Genomic DNA, 315 nt, shown 5'->3' on the forward strand with positions numbered 1-315 from the left:
CTCCGGACCCGGCCCGGTTGCCGACCGTTCATGTGCAACTGGCGTCGCTCAATGGCTATGAAGCCCTGATCGGCACGACGTATGCGGGAGAAGCCGCATGAAGGGCGCCCACACTATCGACGAAGCTCGTCTCGGCATCATGCTCAACGAACTGAGGCTGCCGACGATCAAGACGCTCTGGCCGCTATTTGCCGAACAGGCGGATCGGGAGGGGTGGCCGGCCGCGCGCTTCCTCTCGGCCATCGCCGAGCATGAACTGGCCGAACGTGCCCATCGCAGGATCGAAAGGCATCTCGCCGAGGCGCACCTGCCGCC

General features: G+C 65.1%; 1 pseudogene. It reads left to right on the forward strand.

The features are described from left to right. Positions 1-97: 97 nt before the first annotated feature. Positions 98-315 (forward strand): annotated as a pseudogene (locus AC0L2Y_RS34665) (hypothetical protein); the annotation flags it as partial.

This window comes from Mesorhizobium sp. WSM4830 (genome assembly GCF_055811495.1).